We start from the raw sequence: 16,497 nt of genomic DNA, 5'->3' as shown, positions 1-16,497 counted from the left end.
CTAGTCATCTTACAATTAGTTGTTTACAGCTTCAGAATCGTCATCATCCTCATTATCCAAATCTGGATCTTCAACCAATGGAGAACCTAACTCTACAGAAGTTGGTGTTTCTGGCTCATCTAGGCGAATATAATTCGTACCGGCAATGCTACTAGAGTCCCAGTAAGCCACTACTTCATTTGCTAAATTATAACCAACGAATACAACTAAAGGCTCGTCATCTAATGTTTTCGGCTCATTAAGAATAAAACGCCAATAGTGAGGTTGTAGATCATCGAGTGGAAATAAGCTCAAACTTTGCAATTGCTGTATGAAGTATTTCTTTTTCTTCGGATTCTCAAAATCATCTTTTAAGAACCGAATAGTTGCGTGACCAATTTGGAAAATAAACTTCAAGGAGCCATTGATCAAATGCACATCTACTGGGCACTCCTGCTTCATGATTAAATTTAAAAAACGATTGCGGGTACGATCAAAAATACTAGTACCTCGGCCGTAGTTTGAATCATCTTCTGTACTTAGTACATCAAGGATATCTCTATGAATATCTAGCATGTGCTGAGCAAAGAAGCCTATGACCTCATCGGTGAGCTGTGGTTCGAATGAAGAAGGATGACGCCATTCCATAAAAAATATCCGCAATAAATAGTGAAATGTTGGGTTAAAATCAATTTATTGCCAATTCCAACATCTGTCAACCAAAATTTATTGCTATATTCAACATCTGTCAACCAAATTCACTTTTATACGACTTTCTAACTAGATTCGTTGAGCAAACAAGTCGAGAGTTGTTAGACTTCGGCTAATGTTTTGACTTTAAAATAATTTATGAAATTTTTACTTATTTTAGTTTTGGGGTTCATTTCCATCCAAGTTTATGCAAAAAAATGCGCTGACTTTAGTACTCAGCCGCAAGCACAGAAATGGTATGAGCAAAGAAAGAAATCAGGACAAACAGGCTGGAAAAGTTTAGACCGCGACGGTGATGGTCAAGCATGTGATTGCCTGCCGGGTGGAAATGGGAAGAAGTGCCCGAAGAAGAGGAAATAATGCGCCACATGGCGCTTCACTCCACTATTTCATACTCTTTAAAACACCATCTTTTAAAATAAAATGATGAATTAACGCAGCCAAGGCATGCAGTCCAATTAGAGTCATAAAGATGTTAGCAACAATTGGATGAATCTCCCCAATATCTAACTTAGGCATAAAAAGCGCTTGGGGTAAGTCATTTCCCAATAAACTAAATGAATCTTTCTCTGAAACCAGAGTAACCCAGCCAAGTAATGGAACAGCGAACAAACCCGTATACAAGGCCAGTTTCATAAGCGTAAAAGCTCTTTCTTGCAAACTTGATAAGTAATCGACTTTCGGGAACTGATCTTTGAAGTGCATATATAAAACAATACGCACGAAAAAAAGTATAAAAACTAAACCACCAGAAATGACATGTGTTTGTCCTAGCCAGCCATCTTCAATATGACCTTGGCTGCTAAAATATGCAACCAATACACAAAGCAAAGTCATCCAGTGAGCATATATTACAATCTGAGGAAATCTTGCACTTGAAGCTGTCATGACGTATTCCTTATAAGGCTTACATAAGAAAATATAATCAAAAACTTAAACTGCGCTTAATTATCAAATACTTAATACATAAAAAACAAAGTTGGCCTGAAAAATATTTATAGTAATAAATTAACTTTCAAATTAAAGCAGGCTTATAACATGAATTCAAAAACGCGTAATCTCCTTTTAGCTAGTGGCGCAATTCTCATTGCTGGTTCCTTACTTTCAACAGCAAATGCAAACACGACAGAAGTCCAAGCGGTTTCAAAGGTAGACTTAAACAAATATCTTGGTACTTGGCACGAAATCGCACGTAAACCGCTATATTTCCAAAATAAATGCGATTACAACGTCACTGCGAAATATTCATTAAATGATAATGGTAACGTGAAAGTTGATAATAGTTGCTATAGCGCAGACGGCAAACTTAACCAATCTATTGGCGAGGCTTATGTTCAGAACGCTCCTGCTAACTCGAAACTAAAAGTGAGCTTTTTACCAAAAGCAATTCGTTGGCTGCCAGTTGGCCGTGGCGATTATTGGGTTCTAAAAATTGATGATGGCTATCAAACTGCATTGGTTGGATCTCCAAATAAAAAATATCTTTGGGTACTCAGCAGAACTGCTAATCCTGACCAAACAACAGTCGATGAATACCTAAATTACGCTAAATCTATAGGTTTTGATTTATCAGATCTGATTAAGACAAAGCACAAATAAGTTTTAAGGGCCCTCAATTGAGGGCTTTTTTATACGCATTAGCTAACTTCACGTCATAGCTATTCTTTGCATAAGCACTACCGTTATATCCATGAGCAAAGGCTTTCCAGTCTTTATTTTTTAATGAATTGACCAGGCCATTCACCTTGATGTATCGGCACATAGCATCTAATTGTGAGGCTTCATCTTTATACATGGCATTAATGAATGCCTGCAAAGATTCATAACCTAATGACTTCCAATGGTAGCCCATCACTTGCCCAATACCCCAGCTTGCTGATTCAAGTGCGGATACACGATGGTATTGTGCTGCAGCATTTAAACGGCCATGCTGGGCTGAATATAAGCCATAACCACCATCAGTTTTATTGCACAGATCTGGTCGCTCAACACTGATGAGCTTTAGATCAATATCTCGTTTATTAGCAATCAAGCGTTGCCGCATCACATGTCGTTCAAAGAGAATCACTGGAGTGCCATCAGCATTAAATCCAGAGCTTTTACATTCAACTTCTATCACAGCCCGCAATGCTGCAGTTTCAATCCCTAGCAATTTTGCTTGCAACTGAATTTGTAAATCAGTCAATTTTTTCATGATCATCTCCATGCAGTTCGGGCTGCTTTTTCAAACGTGCAAGCACCATCGCAACGCCGACAAAACAACCTACGACCTCTTTCCATTGCTCAGGCACCATGTTTTTTACATCTTGTGGAATGAGATTCCAGATACCCACGAACTGATCCGCGAATAAAATCAAGGCATAAAAAAAGGCGCTTACTGCGCCTACTTGTACTGACTTGAGTTTCCAAGCCTGTTTCCAATTATCAATCAACTTCATTTCAATTTCCTTTGGACATAAAAAAACCGCCGAAATGGCGGTGTAAACAGATTTATTGTGTCACGCTATGCAATAGACCATAGGTGATAATACTCTTGAATATCAGAGTTTAAAAACTCATCCTGCTCAGGATCATAATGAAAAGGGTTGTGCTCTAGTAATTCTGCACATTCATTAGCAATAAGATATTTTTTTAAGAATTTCTTAAATAATTCAATTTTTTCAGGAAATATACTTTCCCCATCCCATAGAATTGAGCTCATTATAAGACCCATAAGCCAAAAATTGGATCGAATTATATTGCAAAAATAAATGCATTTCAATAAATTAGTGTGAAACAATTCGCATTTAATATGGGTCACTTTCTCAAATCATCTTTTGCATTTTTCAATTCTTTCACCACTTCAATAATTGTTTTACCCTCCTGCTTGTTAATAAAATTAAATGTCCACCGAACAACAGCCCAGCCTGGCAGCCCGCACACAAAGAAGAATCCGCCTAAAGCGATCATCCCCCATATATCTGTTACCCATTCATGCAGGCCCCATTTTACAATAATGAATGCACCACCCGTAAGACTGGATACAACGGTACAAATCAAACCCACGGCCCACTCTTGTGGTGAACGTGGCAAACGCATCATGATGACAACCGTTGCAACAAGTGCTATCGCTAAAGTGACCATAATCGCTGCACCGTAGAACTTTAAAAATGCAGCAAAACCACTTGTGGACACTGGTTCCATTTATTTTCCCCTAATTTTTTGGTAATAAAAAAGCACCTTCGGGTGCTCTATTTTGTGACTTCTAAACTACTAATGTAGTTGATATCCGGTCTATTTAGATCATTTGATTTTTTACCAATAAAAGTCACACCACCTCGAAGATTGTAAGCAGATGTGTTTGTCTTTGTTGCGATAAGCGCATTATCTAAATAAACCTCATACGTCTCACCAATTTTTTTGAGCTTAAATTTGTGCTTTTGATTCGCAACAATCGGTAAAATTAATTCAGAAAATAAATTCCATCCTTTTGTGTGATCTACAGACATAAAAAGAGATGTTCCCGTGAGACACATATATGACCAATCTCCGCCAGACTGACCGTGCATTGCAAGTATTCCATTGAAAATACTTGCATAATTAGCAACAAACTCAAACTCTAATGTGAAGTCATCAACAGCTGGATTTAGATCGAAAGATGATGTTAAATATTGTGACCCAGCACATCTAACACAACCACTAGGAAATTCTGTAGTAGTTGTTAGTGATGCTCCATTGTGCGCAACTATTAAAGTATTATGGCCGCTATGATCTAAAATATCGCTAGAAAACGGAGCATAAAAAACAACATTTGCTGCTTTCGCTTTGACAATGCCACTTAATTTTTCAACGCCGTTTTTCACAGAGCCAACAGCAACATAATATGTTTTTCCAATTTCAATATCAGTATCAACATAAGTACGCACATCACCCGCTAAAACAGCTTTTGCCGTTGGCAAATTTTCAGTATCAATCGGCGTTTCAGAGCAGTAATAACGCTGCTCGTCAACAAAGCCATCTAATTTCCAATTTAGCTCTAAGCGATTGATTTCATCGTCTTTAAACTCAATCACCAAGTCATATGGTGGATCAAACACAACCTCAGTTCTTGTATGAATCTCTTCACTGAATTCTTCAACTGAATCCCTAATCGCCCCAGCTCGATAGTAATAATCTCGATTTGGTTCAACAGTTAAATCCTCGTAATACATTGTTGATGATATGCCAATCGGCTGACCTAAATTTTCTATAGCGGTTGAAACCGAGTTTCGATAAATATTGAAATATTCAAAGTGCCCAAACTGCGCAAATTCAAGCCTTACTCCTGCCATTTTTTACACCTCAATTTGAATCACATCACCGCTTGTAGCCAAGCGCTTTATCTCCGCATCACTGATAAATACAGTGGCACCTAAGTTATAACGTGTTGTGCTGGTACACATCACAAGGCCTGAGCCATCGATAACCAAAACTTTGTAATTGGGATAATCTTCACTTGTGATCGTACCAATAAATTCAGGAGCTTTAGGTAGCAGTCCAATTAGTCGCTGCAATGCATTACTCATGATTTACACGCTCCACTTTGACTGTTTGATTCACTGTTGAATGGGTAAAAGCAACACCAATACCATCAACAACACCCCACCATTCAGCATTAAATGCCAGTATCTCCCCTGGCATACACTCACCAATCTCCGTTGAAATCGGCATCGTAAATGTATGGGTTTCAACCATCCCAGCTTTTGCCAATTTTGCTTTACCGAAAGTGCCCATGTTGACATGATCAAATAGCGGATTATTTTCAGCAGGCAATAGCGTATCTGCGCTTGTACCAGTTCGTTTGACTTGAGCTATCTTTCCGCTGCGGTCGTTTGTGAGTGTAATGCCGTTGTAGTCTGGATATAACTCATAGTCAGTAGACTGTGTTGTGACAATGCTTTCAGGGATTAACCGATCATATTCATCGATGGTTAGTGAATCCCAAAAGGTCTTTTTATAAAGCGGTTTAATAGTCAATGCATTGCTATTTTTTTCACTATACACAAACCCACCGCCACTTTCGGCAATCATTTTAATCACTGAAATCGGGGCTAGGTTACTATAGCTCAAGCTGTTATTAGCAACGACCCAGCCCAGTTCATCAATCAATTGCCAGTTCAGTTGTGTATCGCTAAAGACTCGGTCCAACTCGGTTTGGCATAGCTGCACTGATGTACGCTCATTCTCTTGAAGAAATGAACGTACTGGTGCATAAGGCTCTGAAAGCAATGCGGTTTGGCTTCGGCCAGTGAGCACATAAACATCTTGTGCAAACTTGCGTGAGCGACTGCGGTTTTCAAGAAGCATTTGGTGTTCATTGTCATTCACTATAATTTTTAGAATCACAGGCTGACCATTAATCGGTTCAAGTTTTGGCAATTCGCTTGCTGGTACAGTCAAGCTGTAAGACCAGCACCATCGGTTGCGGTCTGTGCTGTAATTTCCATCCAGCACATTTATTTCCTCGCCATTGTCCAGGCGAGTTACAGATAAGGTATTCAATATGTGCCACCAATTTTTATTTGGAATTGCTGGAATGCAAACATCTGCACCAAAGTTCAGCTCAACATTGTGAGAATCAACATCATGACAGAGGCATACAAAATTAAGGTCGCCCGTGCCTTCATATTTTGGAATCTCAGGTTCTGGCCATGGCTGAATTGGGTGTTTGCGATAGTGAATAGCCTTGGCTTTATCCCACGCAATATTATCTTTAGTGACCAGCTCCAAGCCTTTATCCCAATCAAAACCAAAACGCTTTTCAAAGACATGCGCGACTTGGTGTGAAAACGTAATATTTCGGCGTTTACGGATCATCTCTTGATGAGTAAATTCACGGTTTAATTGAAGCTTGATTGACTCATCAAAATACAGATCACGCGCAATACGAATTTTAAGGTTCTCTTGCCAACCTATTCTCTGGTTTCGACTCAGCTTTAAGCCTTGGTCAAAAGCCGAGTGAATGGATTCAGACAAAGTAAGCGCTCGATCAAATCCAATTTCTTGACCTACGCTCATCACCAAACCCTGATCAAAAAAAAGAGCTTCATTCGAGACTCTTAAAATAGGTTTAGACCACGGTATTTGCGTGACACTAATTTGGGCTAGGGCCTTCTTAAAGGTTGCACTCAATTTTAGCTCAACACCAAGCTGGTGATTAATATCCTGTAAGCCCGATGAGACTGAAATAAACCCGCAATTTATGTATGAATTGAGATAACCACTGTTATCAACCGGCTGAAGATTTGAGCCTGAGATTTGCGCAGTAAAGCCAGTATTAATTACAGCTCTAACATAATTAGCAACTAGATCTGGATCATAAACAGCATGTAGATCGAAGGGTGCTGTAAGAGCGCTTGGCACAACAATATCAAGATAAGATGCTGTGAGCGAATACGGCTTATTGTGTTCGTAATTGTCGCTCATATCACACCTAAATCACTGGTTTTAAAATTATAGAATCAAGACGCTGTGTAGCACCCATCACAATGTCATAGCTATTCAAAATAATGTCTGTACCCATTGCAAAATCAGCAACTGCTTCACCATTGGCATTCAATAATCTAGCCCATACCACTATTCCAGTTTTAAGCGCAAGAACATCATTGGTTGGCTTGAGCTCTATACTGTCTTCGTTAAATCGACTAAAACAAGGTTTAGGTAAGGTTAGTGTTGCCAGTTTGGTCGTATCATCTGCAGGAACTAATGTGTTTTGAGGCTTTGCAGAGTCGTAATAAACAAAGGAAGCATTTCCGCTTCCCAAGTCAATAAAATCAGCCAACGCTCGCAGTTGTGCAAGCCCAGCTTTAAGAGATGGTGTAATCATTTAGGCACCACATTGTCTTGGATAACAGCATTGAATTGATGGTTCATATCGAAAGCAACAATGAAAGTTTTTAAATTTGCGTTAAGACCTGCGAATTGATACCAGCCGTTTGCATCAGGTTTTCTTACTGCAATTGGCTGCAAATTAGCTTTACAGTACAAAACCACAAGTGAGTCTTTGTATTTTTCGCCTAATTTTTTAGTTGAACCTTTAATAGCTGCAATCACGGGGCCTGCTACCACCACTTGCAGCATATTTGAAGAGTGTGAAATCCTTCTAGATATTGGTTTCACTCTAATTCTCCTAGATAAAAATAAAATCCACCTTTTTGATAGCTGGCATTTCCACCTGTTGCCACAGTGTCATACACATACATTGATGAATCAGCTATCAAAGGGGCAAGCATATTCTCTTGCAAAGACTTTCCCGCATAGCAAACGTGTAGTAAAGCGCCTCTTAAGTGTGCTTCATTATCTAGTATTGGTACTTCTAATGCGGGCAAGTTGTTCGCATACTGATTACTCATACCAGACCGATAATCAAGTAAAAGGCTTTGACATTCAGTACTGTTTGAAAGCCTGCTCAACACATCGTATTTTGGGATAAAAAACTTGCCAGCGCTTGCGTTATGACAAAGCATGGAAACACCGTTGCCGTTGTACATACCGACCCCAGATATGGAGTTTGCGCTTCGGTTGGTCAAGTGTGCTGATAAAAACCAATTTGGAATTACATCATTCATCATGGAAGACTGAAATATCCCTGCTCCATGCAAAACGTTCCAGAGGCCATTGCCAGGATTCTCATTTACTACAGTGTAAAAGCAGTTTTTATCACCGACCAAAGTAAAGTTGCTATTTGCTGCAGCACCACCGCTTGAATCTGGGTAATAACCGCCTACTGGATTTCCAGTTCTAGACCAATACCAGCGTGACCAGCCTCGAACGCAATCACCTCCAGTTCCTGAAATTTTCCAATTCTTAGATGGGTTAGCTGGATCGAAAGGAAGCTGTAAAACATCAGGATTCTGATAATCATCAATATGATCCATATGCTCAAGCAAGCCGACCATTGCATATTTGGCATAACTGGAATTATATGAGTTCACGCCATCGGAAATAGACTCGTCAACTCGAATAAATGGGTGCTGCGCGGTCGGATTTTTTGCACGATATACGCGCTTCACATCCTTATCATCACGAAAAACGATGTCATAACCCAGTGATGCTAATTTACTTGCACCTTTGGTTGTAACGGCAGTTTCATCAATCACAACCTGAGGCTTTAGAATCAATTGCGTATCACTTAGCACACCTTTAATTCGATACTTTTGATTTAAAGATGATGGCTCAAAGCCAGTAAGTTCAACAACCTGCAGCAACATGGCTTTGTGCGGCGCAAATAGTGTTAAGTGCAAATCCCCTTGCTCATCAATTGCTGCTGAAGTGATACTTGGTAATTCGACCCCATTCACCAGACAAGCATCCAAAAGGCGAATCATATCGCCCCAAGTATTGCTCAGCACTAACCCATTCAAGTGGCTAAAAAATTGAACTTCTACATCTGTTGCCATATTTGCAAACCCATAAAAAAGACCGCCAAGGCGGTCATATTAAAGTTGAAGTCTAAGCAACCCGGTCAATATCACCGCGCAGCATGATTTGGAATGAGTCTGACAGTACAGTAGGCTCGGACTGTTTTACGGTGCGAATCACCCAAATCGGATAATTTGCCCCAATCGAGTTAAAGCGCAAGGTATTGCCATTCGCCCAGCCACTGCCCCAACCTTCTTTTTTAATCTTAAAGTATGGTGCATTGGTGATTGGGTTGAGTGGTGCATAATCAGCTGTAGTGGTGCCACGCTGTGCCAATTCACCAGTATATTCACCAACACACTTAAACGTTGTTGCATCCGTAAACACCATAGCCCAGCGCTCTTGAATCGCGCCCTTGTTACTAACCTCTAGTGGGTACAAGGCATCATTATAGTTCGCTGAAATTGCACCACCTGTAGCCTCATCTGACCACACAGAATTCCAAGTGGGCTGAACAAATAAACGTGTGTAACGTGATTTCATATCACCAATCACAAGTGCAGATCCAACAATGGTGTTTGCTGGATCATAGTTATGTGTCAAGGGTTTAGTGAATGTCACCTGACCATTGATTTTAACATCGCGGACAAGGCCCATATCCTGATAGCGGTACTTTGCCGTCAGTGGTCCAGTCAGATTGCCTAAGGCAAAATCACCGTTTAAAGTCACTTTGCCGTAGTCATAGTCCACGATGTACATATCAAATGGCACTTTAGCCCCATCTGCATCCTCCAGCTCACACCAGGAGATCCGTTGATCAGCCAAAGCGTAGATCTTACCCGCGATATAGTCTGGCAACTCCTGCGATTTGCTTGCGCTGACAATGCCGATTTCACCGCTGCGGAAAATCGGGACTCGGCCATCTATAGGCAAACGCACTGCAGATAAACCAAGCAGATCGGCATCAATCGGAATGTAGCTGAAGCCCACTGCGCTATATTTGATGGTTTCAGGCAGCACCATGATTGGCTTGTGAATCCATTGCTTGCCATCTTTTGCATACTCAAGCTCAGCCACATACCAATCCTGCGACATAATTTCCGCGCGGTTTGCTTCAGTGATAATCACTTTTTCACGAAATACGAATTGGCCATAACCTTGATCAAAATTAAAAAATCCATCGCAGTCAGCCGTATCGATCGTACCTGAACCATCTGGCACAATATTCAGCACACCACCCTCAACTTTCACTGCAGACAAGGTTAGGGACTGAGCGCGAATTGGAATCATTGGTGCACGATAAGACACTTGGTTGGTTTTCACACTTTCCAGCTGTGTTGCCAGCGACTCCAAAACTGGGTTATTCGCTCCACCTACATCCCATGATGTGATTTCAATATTACCGTTGCCGTACTGGATCTGACCCGCAAGCGTTCCAGCACCCGTGGTTACAGATGAGTTTCGATAGAGAGATCCTATCTTATCAACGTAAGTTGAGCTGGCCAGTGTAAGCCTTACCGATCCCGCCAAAATCTGCTCTGCAAAACCTTCTGTTAAGTCAGTTTTAAGCACAGATCCAATTACAGTGTCATTCCAGCTTTGCGCTGCAGATTCATCACGATATGAAACGTTCACCGTAACCGCAGTAGCTACTTCATTTAAAGTCAGTGTATTTGTGGTTTTGACATTTTGATAATTAATTGTCATCCCTAACATGCCGGCAGAAATAGCCTCTGAAGATGTGTTGTATTTACCAAAGAAAGGCCGCATGATTTTTTCACGCTCAACAGATTGAAGCGTGGTGCTTGGTGTCACACTGATAGTCCGCGTAACGTAATCTATTGAACCTTGCTGCTGTCCAGCACCATTGATCATGCGGCCTGTAGTCGCATCAATCGGCATATCGCGCAGTTCAACCTCACCCGAATGTCCCATATAACGCACTGGTACACGAATTTTTACAGACTTGGGAACCAGCGGTGCAGATCCATTGTCCAACTCAACCGTAATTGATCCGCCTGACGGTACAGCTGAAAGGCTAACCGCAGACTTCGGGCCCTTTTGGCCAGACACATTGAAAGTGGTACCGCCATTCGGCAGTAGGGTCGGCATAAGCTTGGCCACGCCATCCGCATAGTCGATCGTACCTGTGGCATCCCCAGTAAATTGACCTTGACCATTGTCTGTTGCTGTCTTAGACACACCATTCAGCAGCCAGTCTACAGTCAGCGTGCCCGCCACAATTGAATCATTTACAGGGATTTCAATATAGGCCTTATTAATGACTAACCCCGAGCGCTCTTGAGCTGTGATCATATTGCTCCACGTTAGCAATATTGCGCTGCCAACGTCTGCCAATTCACCAACTGTAACCGCCATGGTGCCCGTTTCATAATCAATGCTGCCAGATCCGAATGAAGAATCAGAACCACGCAGCTGGCCTGCACCATTGTCGCGCAGTGTGTAGACTTGGTTTTGCACCAGATATGAAAACTGCAAACTGCCCGGCGACGGTAAAGGCACCAAGTTCTTAATCCAGTTAAATCCATTATTTTCCTGATTCACATAGATCAACATCGATTCAACTGGCGCAGTTACTGCGGCAGCCGGCATAAACGTAATATTTAAATTGGTTGTACCCGTGCCAGCATTGGCATTCCACGCAATTGCGCCATTTTGGTAGTTTATCGTACCGATTGAAGTACCAGCACTATTCTTTAGTTCACCGCCAACATCGGTAATAGCCGATCCAAACAGGGTAAATTCAACAGATTTAGGCATCACACTTGAGCCGATATACAGCCCTTGCACAGTATTCACTGTGATATTTGGAAAGATCTTGCTTAATACGCCACTGGCTGTTTTGACTAGCGCCGCAGAATCGCCGGCAGCATTGATATTCACCATCGGTGTTTCAGTCTGCGCAGAAGGTACCAGCTGCGTGTAGACACTATCAGCAACGACAGAATAATCACCGACCTGAGCAGCTTCTTTCAAATTCGCACTGGCATAGTATTTACCAGTATCCGCAACAATAGTGTCTCGAATAATGGTCTGGCTTTTTTCACCGCTGTACCACTGCTTTGCAGAGAGGCCCACAAAGTCAGCTTTTAAGGCGTCACTGAGGCCGTAAGTTGCAATCTTGTATTCAACCTGCTTACCGTCAATCATTAAAATTGCAGTACGTGTGGAAACTTCAGTAATGCGAAGATACTGCTCAACTTCTAGAGGCTTGCCTTCATTTGAAATTAGCACAATAGATGCGCCAATCGAGCTTTCAGCTTCCTGTGGAAACATAGCTACTTGCAAAGACTTCATACCCAGCCAATGCGTATCCAAAGGTGTGCCTGTCAGCTGCGCACCTTTGGCTAAGTAATTTTCAATGCGGTTCTGTGCACTAGAGCGCTCATCTGTCCAGCTATTTGTACTGAATAATACGGCGGATACATTCGCATCTTTTGGGTTTTCAGAAATAAAGACTGTGGCACCCATCAGAGCATCCGTATCAGCTGTATTGACTGCGGCATAAATTTTTTGGATTGATGTGCGACCTGTTGTGCGATCCATTTCAGAAATGTCATTAAACAGGTTATTGCTTTGGCCATCGACAATTTCACGGCCTGAATATTTACCGCCGCCATCTTCCGCATCAGTCTTAATGCGTTCAGATTCCAGCAGTTTTAAATTGTTAGTTTCAATCGCCATCGCTTACCTCGGTGAATCGCATAGTGACATTAAAATAGGTATCAAGTGATGTTGCTGGTGTACCTTTAATTGTTGAACTTTCAAGTGCACCATCTTTGTGGTTAAAAACCACATTGAAGCGCCGCTGATCATGTGGCCATTCAAATTGCAATGTGAATTGCTCTTGCAGGTTCTGCCATTCGCGCAGCTTGTTTAAATCACGCAGCTTGATCCAGCCTTTGGTCTTATTGGCTGGCTGCAACGTGATTGGGCGGCCCGCCTGTTTTCGGCCCTCTTGAATAATCAAGGCGCCATTAATGGCATATTCTTGGTTCTGCTGAATCGCAGACCAGTTTTCATCAGACCAAAAAAAACCATCCTCTAATTGGATGGTTTCTGATGAACTTTTACGGACTAATTTCATTACATGCTCCGTTTAAGTGTTTCAAGTTGTTGTAGCATGTCTTGAAGAGCATCTGACTGATCGGGTGCAGCTGAAACTGTGGCTGTTTGACCCATGCCCATATCGATTTTAATCTCCACTGTTTCTTTAGGCACTATACTTTCAATAGGCGTAAGATCAAAACTTGAGGCAACTATTGGAGCGTCAGGCATTGCCGGCGCTTGATAAGCAGGCTCATTGCCGCCAGTAAGCCCAGAGCCAGCATTGCTAGAACGACCGCCTGACCGCTGTGCTTGCGCTCTTGCATTTGCCGCATCCGTTTTGGCTTTCATCTCAGCTTTAAAGTTATCCCAATAGTCATCAGAAGCCTTTTTCTCAGCACTAACCTCTGGCTGATTCTGTGCAGCTGGTTGACTTACCTGACTCACACTGCGCTGGGTTGCATCTGCAGCACGCTGAATCTCACCAAGTTTGGAAACAGTGGCTTTGCCAGTGGCGTCAAGTTGAACCTCAAGGCCAAGTGATGCAGCTTTAGCCTGAGCCACGGCGATTTTAGCCTTGTTTCCTGTTGCAATGGTTGCATTCAACATGGCTGTATAAGCTTGCTGAATGCTATCGGCTGTAGCCAATCCACTCTTATTAACAACATCAAAATTTCTTTGTGCCACAAGAGCCGCATCACTCAATTGCTCTTTGGTTTGTATACCAAAAGCACTAAAGGCTGCTTGTGCTGGGTTTAATACATCTGGAAGTTGTCTTGCTTTTTGCTCGATTTTACTTAAACCCAGCGCAACCTGATCACCTGTTATCTCCCCCTGTTTCCCGTACTCAACAAGTTTGCCTTTAGCATAATCAAGCTCGGATCTAGTTTGTGCTGTGTCTATGGCCCTCCCAAGGTTTGCACTTAACGCCAAACCAGTATCAATACCTTGGGCCTTATAGGCATCCAAGTTATCAATAACAATTTGAACATCATTACTGGCAGACTGGAATGTTTCAGAAAACCTTCCCTTGAGTTGTTGTGTATCTAACCCTGTTCTACCCAGCGCTGCTTTCATCACAGCTTCCGTCATAGCTGCTGACTTCGCTGCCTCTTGTGCTGTTCCCGCAAAAGCGGCCTTTGCATTGGTCTGGAATACTGTTAGGTCTTTTCCACTCAGTGCCTGTCCCAGCCTTGACTGCAACTCCTCAGCAGTAATCTTGCCCTGATCTTTAAGCAGGATTAACGCGGTAACAGAATCATTAATCCCTTTTGTTGAATCAAACTTCATGGCATTAGAAATCTTCTCTAATGCTTCTTTGGTTGGTTCGCCCTTTTTAATGAGTTCATCAAACTCGGTTACAAGCTTTTTGGACTCAACTGTAAGTTGGTAGGCCTTTTCTCTGGCTTTTTCAGCGGCCAGTGCAAAGGATTGTTTTAGTTCCGCCGCAACCTTAGAGCGAGCCGCCTCCAAAGCCATCTGGTTTTCTAGATCAGCAAATGCCTCCCCATACCCTTGAAGTTTGGCAATACCCTCGCCAATTGCAGTACCGATTGGTACACCCACAGTTGCCATTAAAGCACCCGTTGCTGTAACAGCCACCCCCAGAGAGCCAAGTCGCCCAATAAGCCCCATAATGGATGTGCTAGATGAAGCCATCGATGTTGTTGCAGCACTAGCACCAGTAGCTAACTGTCCTTTCGCTAGCGCATTAGCCCGTGTAGCATTTGCATTCACTAATTGCGCTTGAGTGTTGGCTACGACTGATACTGTCTCTTGTGTAATGGCAGTTGATGCCACTCTCACGCCAGCTGCTTTATCAAGGAACACATTTGCAATATTCAATGCTTTATAAGCAACAAAGGCCTGCCCTGCTAACACTAATGTTGAAACAATCTGATCTAGATTTTCAGCAACAAATTTAAGTGCTTCTGCTACCTTCGCACTCGCACCAGTGGCAGCATCTGCCTCTCCAATATACAGAGTCCATGCTGTTTTAAGGTTTTCAATGGACTGTCCAATCGTAATAGGCATTTTGGCGAATTCTTCATTAAGCGCCTTGGATTGACTTTCAAGTGCCTTAACAATCACCTCAGATGTGAGTTTCCCTTGTCCCGCCATCTCACGTAATTTACCAACATTTACACCTAAGCCATCCGCTAGAGCCCGTGCCAACCGCGGTGCTTGCTCCATCACACTGTTGAACTCTTCACCGCGGAGAACACCAGACTGCAGGGCTTGGTTGAATTGATAAATTGCTGCTTCGTTTGAGGCTGCCAGCCCACCACCCACAATTAACGACTTGTTTACTAGGTCAGTAATCCCTAAAGCACGCTCTTGAGAGTATCCAAGCTGATCCACTGCGCTTTTGACACGGGTAAATAGTTCCGCTGTAGCTGTAAGATTTGATCGGGTTTCAATCGCAATCTTTTTTACACCTTCGAAAGCATCTGTAAAGTTGCCGCTTTTAGATGTGGCAAGCCCAATCCTTGCCTCTAGAACCTTAAACTCATCAGCAGTTCGACCAATTTCTGCTGCAGATACGCCTACACCAAGTGCGGCCATTGCGCTTGTTAACGCTGTATAGCCTGTTTTTAAACCTTGGATTTCCACACTTGCTTGTTTAACAAGTGTCTCACTCTTCTGAAGTTCTGCATTTGTTTTACCAAGTTCTGCATCTAGCTTGGTTGCCTCAGGTGTAATTAAACTTAGTTCAGACTTAAATGCGCCAAATGCCTGATCGGCTTGCTGAACTTCTTTTTCTAAAGCATTAATTTGCTGTTGTGCCTTAAGAATATCTTCTGGCGTAGCATTGGTTTTTGAAAATTCTTCAAGTTTGGTTTTTGCGGTAGCAAGGTTGGCCTTTAGTAAATTAAGAGATCGGACCGAATCCACACTAAATTTATTAAAACTTTCTGATGCACCTATAACACCAGTACCTGTGCTTTTAATAATTTCAGTTGTTTCATTCAGTGACTTAATTAACGCAGACGCACGCTCACTGGCATTTTTAGGAATAATATTCCCAATTTCCTGACCAGTATCCTTGGCTGTGCTGGCTACATCCTGAAATTCACTGCCTAGTTCATCTAACTTGCCTTTTGCCTGATCTGCTTTTTTGGGTAGATCGACTGGTATGATTTTACCAATCTCTTTTGCAGTCTCAGCACTTGTTTTCTTGAGTCGCTCAGCTTCACTCTCAATGGTTTCGAATAGCTTTTTGCTAACATCTTTGGATTGTTTTGCTGCGGCAACAAGGCCTTTGCTATCGCCATCCATAATGAGTTTAAAAGTTAGGTTCTTACTAGACATGGCGACCTCAAATTTTAGGCATAAAAAAACCCGCTAAGTAGCGGGTAG

General features: G+C 42.2%; 17 protein-coding genes. 2 read left to right on the top strand and 15 right to left on the bottom strand.

The window, feature by feature from the left end; all coding sequences use genetic code 11:
• Positions 1-15: 15 nt before the first annotated feature.
• Positions 16-627, bottom strand: coding sequence for a hypothetical protein (locus tag C9E88_RS07695; protein WP_106985227.1), 612 nt, complete (start codon positions 625-627; stop codon positions 16-18).
• A gap of 201 nt (positions 628-828) precedes the next feature.
• On the opposite strand from C9E88_RS07695, the gene C9E88_RS07690 reads away from it, so the two are divergent.
• A complete protein-coding gene (locus C9E88_RS07690) occupies positions 829-1,050 on the top strand; it encodes an excalibur calcium-binding domain-containing protein (RefSeq protein WP_106985228.1) in 222 nt (73 codons plus the stop codon).
• Between the two features lie 24 nt (positions 1,051-1,074).
• On the opposite strand, the gene C9E88_RS07685 is transcribed toward C9E88_RS07690, so the two are convergent.
• On the bottom strand, positions 1,075-1,578 hold the full coding sequence (locus C9E88_RS07685; protein ID WP_106985229.1) for a cytochrome b: 504 nt from the start codon (positions 1,576-1,578) through the stop codon (positions 1,075-1,077).
• Positions 1,579-1,728: 150 nt separating this feature from the next.
• Between C9E88_RS07685 and C9E88_RS07680 the strand changes: the two genes are divergently transcribed.
• The gene (locus tag C9E88_RS07680; RefSeq protein WP_106985230.1) at positions 1,729-2,289 is read left to right on the top strand and encodes a lipocalin family protein; all 561 of its coding nucleotides are present in this window, start codon (positions 1,729-1,731) and stop codon (positions 2,287-2,289) included.
• 13 nt (positions 2,290-2,302) lie between these two features.
• On the opposite strand, the gene C9E88_RS07675 is transcribed toward C9E88_RS07680, so the two are convergent.
• The 13 genes from C9E88_RS07675 to C9E88_RS07615 form a co-directional block, all read right to left on the bottom strand.
• A complete protein-coding gene (locus C9E88_RS07675) occupies positions 2,303-2,887 on the bottom strand; it encodes an N-acetylmuramidase family protein (RefSeq protein WP_106985264.1) in 585 nt (194 codons plus the stop codon).
• Positions 2,868-3,128, bottom strand: a complete 261-nt coding sequence (locus C9E88_RS07670) for a DUF7940 domain-containing protein (protein WP_227865898.1) — start codon at positions 3,126-3,128, stop codon at positions 2,868-2,870. The genes C9E88_RS07675 and C9E88_RS07670 overlap by 20 nt, the downstream gene beginning before the upstream one ends.
• 65 nt (positions 3,129-3,193) lie before the next feature.
• Entirely contained in the window at positions 3,194-3,391 is a 198-nt protein-coding gene (locus tag C9E88_RS07665) for a hypothetical protein (RefSeq protein ID WP_106985231.1), read from the bottom strand.
• A 95-nt stretch (positions 3,392-3,486) separates the two neighbouring features.
• Positions 3,487-3,873: a hypothetical protein gene (locus tag C9E88_RS07660; RefSeq protein ID WP_106985232.1), complete on the bottom strand. Its 387-nt coding sequence runs from the start codon at positions 3,871-3,873 to the stop codon at positions 3,487-3,489.
• Between the two features lie 47 nt (positions 3,874-3,920).
• Positions 3,921-5,000, bottom strand: coding sequence for a fibronectin type III domain-containing protein (locus tag C9E88_RS17695; RefSeq protein WP_194229667.1), 1,080 nt, complete (start codon positions 4,998-5,000; stop codon positions 3,921-3,923).
• 3 nt (positions 5,001-5,003) lie between these two features.
• Positions 5,004-5,234 (bottom strand): hypothetical protein, encoded by a 231-nt coding sequence (locus C9E88_RS07650; RefSeq protein ID WP_106985233.1) that lies wholly within the window; start codon positions 5,232-5,234, stop codon positions 5,004-5,006.
• Positions 5,227-7,134: a hypothetical protein gene (locus tag C9E88_RS07645; RefSeq protein WP_106985234.1), complete on the bottom strand. Its 1,908-nt coding sequence runs from the start codon at positions 7,132-7,134 to the stop codon at positions 5,227-5,229. The genes C9E88_RS07650 and C9E88_RS07645 overlap by 8 nt, the downstream gene beginning before the upstream one ends.
• 7 nt (positions 7,135-7,141) lie before the next feature.
• Complete coding sequence (locus tag C9E88_RS07640) at positions 7,142-7,534, bottom strand: hypothetical protein (RefSeq protein ID WP_106985235.1); 393 nt, start codon at positions 7,532-7,534, stop codon at positions 7,142-7,144.
• The gene (locus C9E88_RS07635) at positions 7,531-7,827 is read right to left on the bottom strand and encodes a hypothetical protein (RefSeq protein ID WP_106985236.1); all 297 of its coding nucleotides are present in this window, start codon (positions 7,825-7,827) and stop codon (positions 7,531-7,533) included. The genes C9E88_RS07640 and C9E88_RS07635 overlap by 4 nt, the downstream gene beginning before the upstream one ends.
• A complete protein-coding gene (locus C9E88_RS07630) occupies positions 7,824-9,107 on the bottom strand; it encodes a hypothetical protein (RefSeq protein WP_106985237.1) in 1,284 nt (427 codons plus the stop codon). The genes C9E88_RS07635 and C9E88_RS07630 overlap by 4 nt, the downstream gene beginning before the upstream one ends.
• 52 nt (positions 9,108-9,159) lie before the next feature.
• Complete coding sequence (locus C9E88_RS07625) at positions 9,160-12,774, bottom strand: hypothetical protein (RefSeq protein ID WP_106985238.1); 3,615 nt, start codon at positions 12,772-12,774, stop codon at positions 9,160-9,162.
• Positions 12,764-13,177 carry a hypothetical protein gene (locus tag C9E88_RS07620; protein WP_106985239.1) on the bottom strand — a complete coding sequence of 138 codons (414 nt, stop codon included), beginning with the start codon at positions 13,175-13,177 and terminating at the stop codon, positions 12,764-12,766. Before C9E88_RS07620 ends, C9E88_RS07625 begins: the two co-directional genes overlap by 11 nt.
• A complete protein-coding gene (locus C9E88_RS07615; RefSeq protein WP_106985240.1) occupies positions 13,177-16,449 on the bottom strand; it encodes a tape measure protein in 3,273 nt (1,090 codons plus the stop codon). Before C9E88_RS07615 ends, C9E88_RS07620 begins: the two co-directional genes overlap by 1 nt.
• Positions 16,450-16,497: the final 48 nt, after the last annotated feature.

Source organism: Acinetobacter cumulans (assembly GCF_003024525.3).
Lineage (GTDB): Bacteria > Pseudomonadota > Gammaproteobacteria > Pseudomonadales > Moraxellaceae > Acinetobacter > Acinetobacter cumulans.
Note: the sequence above shows the minus strand (reverse complement) of the source record. Positions and strands in the feature narration are given on the sequence as shown.

Excerpts from the sequence above, each read along its gene's own strand:
- C9E88_RS07650 (WP_106985233.1), bottom strand. The coding sequence starts at position 5,234 with ATGAGTAATGCATTGCAGCGACTAATTGGACTGCTACCTAAAGCTCCT.
- C9E88_RS07690 (WP_106985228.1), top strand. The coding sequence starts at position 829 with ATGAAATTTTTACTTATTTTAGTTTTGGGGTTCATTTCCATCCAAGTT.
- C9E88_RS07620 (WP_106985239.1), bottom strand. The coding sequence starts at position 13,177 with ATGAAATTAGTCCGTAAAAGTTCATCAGAAACCATCCAATTAGAGGAT.
- C9E88_RS07660 (WP_106985232.1), bottom strand. The coding sequence starts at position 3,873 with ATGGAACCAGTGTCCACAAGTGGTTTTGCTGCATTTTTAAAGTTCTAC.
- C9E88_RS07665 (WP_106985231.1), bottom strand. The coding sequence starts at position 3,391 with ATGAGCTCAATTCTATGGGATGGGGAAAGTATATTTCCTGAAAAAATT.
- C9E88_RS07630 (WP_106985237.1), bottom strand. The coding sequence starts at position 9,107 with ATGGCAACAGATGTAGAAGTTCAATTTTTTAGCCACTTGAATGGGTTA.
- C9E88_RS07625 (WP_106985238.1), bottom strand. The coding sequence starts at position 12,774 with ATGGCGATTGAAACTAACAATTTAAAACTGCTGGAATCTGAACGCATT.
- C9E88_RS07615 (WP_106985240.1), bottom strand. The coding sequence starts at position 16,449 with ATGTCTAGTAAGAACCTAACTTTTAAACTCATTATGGATGGCGATAGC.
- C9E88_RS07685 (WP_106985229.1), bottom strand. The coding sequence starts at position 1,578 with ATGACAGCTTCAAGTGCAAGATTTCCTCAGATTGTAATATATGCTCAC.
- C9E88_RS07640 (WP_106985235.1), bottom strand. The coding sequence starts at position 7,534 with ATGATTACACCATCTCTTAAAGCTGGGCTTGCACAACTGCGAGCGTTG.
- C9E88_RS07645 (WP_106985234.1), bottom strand. The coding sequence starts at position 7,134 with ATGAGCGACAATTACGAACACAATAAGCCGTATTCGCTCACAGCATCT.
- C9E88_RS07680 (WP_106985230.1), top strand. The coding sequence starts at position 1,729 with ATGAATTCAAAAACGCGTAATCTCCTTTTAGCTAGTGGCGCAATTCTC.
- C9E88_RS17695 (WP_194229667.1), bottom strand. The coding sequence starts at position 5,000 with ATGGCAGGAGTAAGGCTTGAATTTGCGCAGTTTGGGCACTTTGAATAT.
- C9E88_RS07670 (WP_227865898.1), bottom strand. The coding sequence starts at position 3,128 with ATGAAGTTGATTGATAATTGGAAACAGGCTTGGAAACTCAAGTCAGTA.
- C9E88_RS07695 (WP_106985227.1), bottom strand. The coding sequence starts at position 627 with ATGGAATGGCGTCATCCTTCTTCATTCGAACCACAGCTCACCGATGAG.